This window comes from Gracilibacillus oryzae, from assembly GCF_009498735.1.
In the GTDB taxonomy this organism is placed as follows: Bacteria; Bacillota; Bacilli; order Bacillales; family Amphibacillaceae; genus Gracilibacillus; species Gracilibacillus oryzae.
The window spans coordinates 21,594-27,874 of the sequence record NZ_ML762441.1; the positions used below are offsets into that span (position 1 = coordinate 21,594).

2 protein-coding genes and 1 pseudogene are annotated in these 6,281 nt (G+C 41.2%); all 3 read left to right on the plus strand.

What is annotated here, in order from left to right:
- Window positions 1-6: 6 nt before the first annotated feature.
- Window positions 7-603 (plus strand): class I SAM-dependent methyltransferase, encoded by a 597-nt coding sequence (locus tag F9U64_RS17065; protein WP_153406121.1) that lies wholly within the window; start codon window positions 7-9, stop codon window positions 601-603.
- A gap of 450 nt (window positions 604-1,053) precedes the next feature.
- Complete coding sequence (gene rpoB, locus F9U64_RS17070; protein ID WP_153406122.1) at window positions 1,054-4,596, plus strand: DNA-directed RNA polymerase subunit beta; 3,543 nt, start codon at window positions 1,054-1,056, stop codon at window positions 4,594-4,596.
- A gap of 149 nt (window positions 4,597-4,745) precedes the next feature.
- Window positions 4,746-6,281 (plus strand): annotated as a pseudogene (gene rpoC / locus F9U64_RS23135) (DNA-directed RNA polymerase subunit beta'); the annotation flags it as partial.

A 6,281-nucleotide genomic window follows, 5' to 3' on the forward strand; every position in this document is an offset into this window, starting at 1 on the left:
TGCACATTGACTGATCAATATTTCACTAAAAATCCTAATGTCGCAAGCGATCGGAAAACGTGGTCATATACGTTGAATGACAGGCAATACAAATTTACAACAGATAACGGGGTTTTCTCTAAAAATGAAGTTGACTTTGGATCAAAGACAATGATTGAAGCATTTATCCCACCCGAAATTAATGGTCCCATTCTGGACTTAGGTTGTGGGTATGGCCCTGTTGGAATCGCAGTTGCGAAGGAAAATGAAGATTATGAAGTTCTCGGTGTTGATGTCAACCTTAGAGCGGTGGAATTGGCGAACGAGAATGCCAGACAGAATGGTGCGGGTAATGTTACATTTATCGAGAGTGATAAATTTGAAAAGTTAGATGGGAAGAAGTTTGCTGCAATACTTACGAATCCACCTATACGTGCAGGGAAGAAAGTTGTTCATGAAATGTTGGAAGAGTCACAACAAGCATTACTTGAGGGTGGAGAGCTATGGGTTGTGATACAGAAAAAACAGGGTGCTCCATCAGCTCAAAAGAAATTGGATGAACTATTTTCCGCTGTTGAAGTTGTGGCAAAGCAGAAAGGTTATTTTATTTTTAAAGCGAAATAGTTTGACTACAAATCTTTATTGTGGTAGTATTGAAAAATGCCAATAGGACGAAAGTTTGTCAAGTATAATTTTTTTAATTAGTATAATTTTTTTCTGAATTGGGAAAACTACTCAATATGTTGCATTATACTTATTGGAAATTATGGCATTATATTAGCTAATAGAGTTATCTACAAACAACCTTTTTGATTCCTTATTTATTTCCACAGATTTTATGAGTAATTGAATAACATCTGTTATTACAGATGTCAATATAAAACTTGTGTAAAACTCACAGGTTTGTTCGGTTTGTGAAAGCCGAATCTTATGTATGACACTTACTAAATTATACGTTCTATAGCGAAAATGTCAATCACCTATAGTCAGCGATGTATAAATGGTAAGTGTGGTTTCATTTATTGCCATATTAATTGGCGAATATCTTTTATTATTGATCGAGAGGTGAATCAGTTGACAGGTCAACTAGTTCAGTACGGACGGCACCGCCAACGAAGAAGTTATGCGCGTATCAGTGAGGTATTAGAGTTACCGAATTTAATTGAGATTCAGACAGATTCCTATCAGTGGTTCTTAGATGAAGGGCTGAAAGAAATGTTCCAGGATATCTCCCCAATTGAAGATTTCGCTGGAAACCTTTCATTAGAGTTTGTGGATTACAGTTTAGGAGAACCAAAGTACCCTGTAGACGAGTCAAAAGAAAGAGATGTAACATACAATGCGCCTCTTCGTGTGAAAGTTCGTTTAATTAATAATGAAACAGGCGAAGTGAAAGAACAAGAAGTTTTCATGGGTGATTTCCCGCTCATGACAGAAACTGGAACTTTTGTTATTAATGGTGCAGAACGTGTTATTGTATCACAGCTTGTGCGTTCGCCAAGTGTGTATTATAACGCGAAAGTAGATAAGAATGGTAAACGTGGTTATGCTGCGACTGTCATCCCGAATAGAGGTGCCTGGTTAGAATTTGAAACAGATGCCAAAGATGTAGTGCATGTTCGAATTGACAGGACAAGAAAGCTGCCTATCACTGTTTTACTAAGAGCATTAGGGTTCAGTGATGACCAGGAAATCATCTATCTGTTAGGTGACAATGAATACTTAAGAAATACACTGGAAAAAGACAATACAGAAACAAGCGAAAAAGCTTTGTTAGAGATATATGAGCGTTTACGCCCTGGTGAACCGCCAACAGTTGAAAACGCAAAAAGCTTACTTGTGTCAAGATTCTTTGATCCTAAGCGTTATGATCTGGCACATGTAGGACGTTATAAAATCAATAAGAAACTTCATATACAAAACCGGTTGTTTAACCAGGTATTGGCAGAACCAATTGTTGATACAGAGACTGGTGAAGTGATCGCTAATAAAGGCGATAAATTAGACAGACGCCTGCTTGATAAAATATTGCCGATTCTCAACTCTGAGGATAAGCCTTTCGGTGAGAAAATGCTCGAGCCTCACGAAGGTGTTCTGGAAGAGCCGATGAGAATCCAGTCAATCAAAATAATAGATCCGACTGACCCAGAAGGAGAAAAGACATTAACAGTAATCGGTAATTGTAATGTTGATAATTCAATTAAAAACATTACTCCTGCTGATATATTATCTGCTATAAGCTACTTCTTCAATATTTTACACCAGGTTGGAGAAACTGATGATATTGACCACTTAGGTAACCGTCGTCTGCGTTCTGTTGGTGAATTGTTACAGAACCAGTTCAGAATAGGTTTATCAAGAATGGAACGTGTGGTTCGTGAGAGAATGTCTATTCAGGATACATCTTCCATCACACCACAACAGTTGATTAACATCCGACCAGTAATTGCGTCGATTAAAGAGTTCTTCGGCAGCTCGCAGTTATCACAGTTTATGGATCAAACCAATCCATTAGCAGAGTTAACACATAAGAGACGTCTATCTGCATTAGGGCCTGGTGGTTTAACGCGTGAGCGTGCAGGATTTGAAGTGCGTGACGTTCACTATTCACACTATGGACGTATGTGCCCGATTGAAACACCTGAGGGACCGAATATCGGTTTGATCAACTCCCTATCATCATATGCAAAAGTTAATAAATTTGGTTTCATAGAGACTCCATATAGAAGAGTAGACCCTGAAACAGGTAAGGTCACTTCAAGAATGGATTATTTAACAGCAGATGAAGAGGATAATTATGTTGTAGCACAGGCAAATGCGAAGCTAAATGAAGATGGAACATTTGCTGATGATGAAGTTATTGCTCGTTTCCGTGGTGAAAACACCATTGTTAAACGTGAAAAAATCGATTACATGGATGTATCGCCTAAACAAGTAGTGTCTGCTGCGACCGCTTGTATTCCTTTCTTGGAAAACGATGACTCCAACCGCGCCCTGATGGGTGCGAACATGCAGCGTCAAGCAGTACCGTTGATGCAGCCGCGATCTCCGATTGTTGGTACAGGTATGGAATATGTGTCAGGGAAGGACTCTGGTGCAGCTGTTATCTGTAAACATGAAGGGATTGTAGAAAGAGTAGAGGCGAAAGAGGTACTGGTCCGCCGTATCTCTGAAGTAGACGGAAGAGAGGTCGAAGGAGACTTAGACCGTTATCGTCTGCAGAAATTCATTCGTTCAAACTCAGGAACCTGCTATAACCAGCGCCCGATTGTTGCAAAAGGCAATCGTGTTACAAAAGGTGAGATTCTTGCCGATGGCCCTTCAATGGAAGATGGAGAGTTAGCTCTAGGTCAAAACGTATTAGTTGGTTTCATGACATGGGAAGGGTACAACTATGAGGATGCCATCATCATGAGTGAGCGCCTTGTTAAAGATGATGTTTACACTTCTATCCATATTGAGGAATATGAATCAGAAGCCCGTGATACGAAGTTAGGACCTGAAGAAATTACTCGTGATATTCCCAACGTAGGGGAAGACGCATTACGTGATTTAGATGAGCGTGGCATTATCCGTGTTGGGGCAGAAGTAGAGGATGGAGATCTTCTCGTTGGTAAAGTTACACCAAAAGGGGTAACAGAATTATCAGCAGAAGAGCGTTTATTGCATGCGATCTTTGGTGAGAAGGCCAGGGAAGTTCGTGATACGTCCCTTCGTGTACCTCACGGTGCCGGCGGTATTGTTCTGGATGTTAAGATCTTCAACCGTTCAGACGGTGATGAATTGCCTCCAGGTGTAAACCAGCTTGTTCGTGTGTATATTGTTCAGAAACGTAAAATTCACGAAGGTGATAAGATGGCCGGTCGTCACGGTAATAAAGGGGTTATCTCAAAAATATTGCCGGAAGAGGATATGCCATTCCTGCCTGATGGTACACCGATAGATATCATGTTAAACCCATTAGGGGTACCTTCCCGTATGAACATCGGGCAAGTGTTAGAGCTCCATTTAGGTATGGCGGCAAGACAGCTGGGTATTCATGTTGCATCACCAGTATTTGATGGTGCCAGAGAAGAAGATGTTTGGGAAACACTTGAAGAAGCGGGATTAGCCAGAGATGCTAAAACGATTCTTTATGATGGCAGAACAGGTGAGCCGTTTGATAACCGTGTCTCTGTAGGTGTTATGTATATGATTAAACTTGCGCACATGGTTGATGATAAGCTGCACGCACGTTCAACAGGTCCATACTCACTAGTTACACAGCAGCCATTGGGTGGTAAGGCTCAATTTGGTGGTCAACGTTTTGGTGAGATGGAGGTATGGGCGCTTGAGGCATATGGTGCTGCATACACACTGCAAGAGATTCTGACAGTAAAATCAGATGATACAGTAGGACGTGTAAAAACATACGAAGCGATCGTAAAAGGTGACAATGTCCCAGAACCGGGCATCCCAGAATCATTTAAAGTATTGATCAAAGAGCTTCAGAGTTTAGGAATGGACGTTAAGATGTTATCAGGCGATGAACAAGAAATTGAACTTCGCGACGATGACGATGACGATGTCCACTCAGCAGATAATTTCAATCTGGAAATTGAAGAAACTACTAGTTGATTGATTTGGAAGGGGAGATGCGGTTTTTCCTGACTAATTACACATGGCGTATCAGTCAGGGAACTGTATTTCCTTCTCATGCAATATAGAAAATCCGGAAGATTAAAAGGGAGGTTGACCCCTTGTTAGATGTAAATAATTTTGAGTATATGAAGATAGGATTGGCATCACCAAATAAAATCAGATCATGGTCATTTGGTGAAGTGAAGAAGCCGGAAACCATTAATTACCGTACACTTAAACCAGAGAAAGATGGTTTGTTTTGTGAACGGATTTTTGGCCCGCAGAAAGACTGGGAATGCCATTGCGGGAAGTACAAACGTGTGCGTTACAAAGGTGTCGTTTGTGACCGCTGTGGTGTAGAAGTAACGAAAGCAAAAGTACGTCGTGAACGAATGGGGCATATTGAGCTTGCCGCACCAGTTTCACACATTTGGTATTTCAAAGGAATTCCTAGCCGTATGGGTCTTGTATTGGATATGTCACCACGTGCATTAGAAGAAGTAATTTATTTTGCTGCATACATTGTGACAGATGCAGGAGATACAGCATTAGAAAAGAAACAGTTGCTTTCTGAGAAAGAGTACAGAGCATATCGCGATAAATACGGAAATACTTTTAAAGCCCAAATGGGTGCTGAAGCGATTAAGAAAATCTTACAAGATATTGACCTGGAAAAAGAAGTGGAATTACTTCGTGAAGAGCTGAAATCTGCACAGGGGCAAAGAAGAACCCGTGCAATCAAGCGTCTGGAAGTATTGGAAGCTTTCCGGAACTCAGGAAATGAGCCGAGCTGGATGATTATGGATGTATTACCAATCATCCCGCCTGAATTACGCCCGATGGTTCAATTAGATGGTGGCCGTTTCGCTACCTCTGATTTGAATGACTTATATCGTCGTGTGATTAACCGTAATAACCGTCTGAAACGCCTGCTTGATCTTGGCGCGCCTAGCATTATTGTTCAAAACGAAAAACGTATGCTGCAGGAAGCAGTAGATGCATTGATTGATAATGGTCGTCGTGGCCGTCCTGTAACAGGGCCTGGTAATCGACCATTAAAATCACTTTCACACATGCTGAAAGGTAAACAAGGTCGTTTCCGTCAAAACTTACTAGGTAAACGTGTTGACTATTCAGGTCGTTCGGTTATCGTTGTTGGACCACATTTAAAAATGTATCAGTGTGGTCTACCTAAAGAGATGGCAGTTGAATTATTCAAGCCATTTATTATGAAGGAGCTAGTAGAACGAGGATTAGCTCACAATATTAAATCAGCAAAACGGAAAATTGAAAGATTACATGCAGAAGTTTGGGATGTATTAGAAGATGTAATTAAAGAGCATCCGGTCTTGCTTAACCGCGCACCGACATTGCACAGACTGGGTATCCAAGCATTTGAGCCAACTCTGGTAGAAGGCCGTGCGATCCGTTTACACCCGCTAGTATGTACTGCCTATAACGCCGACTTTGACGGGGACCAAATGGCGGTTCACGTTCCATTATCAGCAGAGGCACAAGCAGAAGCGCGTATCCTGATGTTAGCAGCACAGAACATCCTGAATCCTAAAGATGGTAAACCGGTTGTTACACCGTCACAGGATATGGTATTAGGAAACTATTACTTAACAATGGAACGAGAAGGTGCCATTGGAGAGGGAATGGTATTCAATGATCTTAATGAA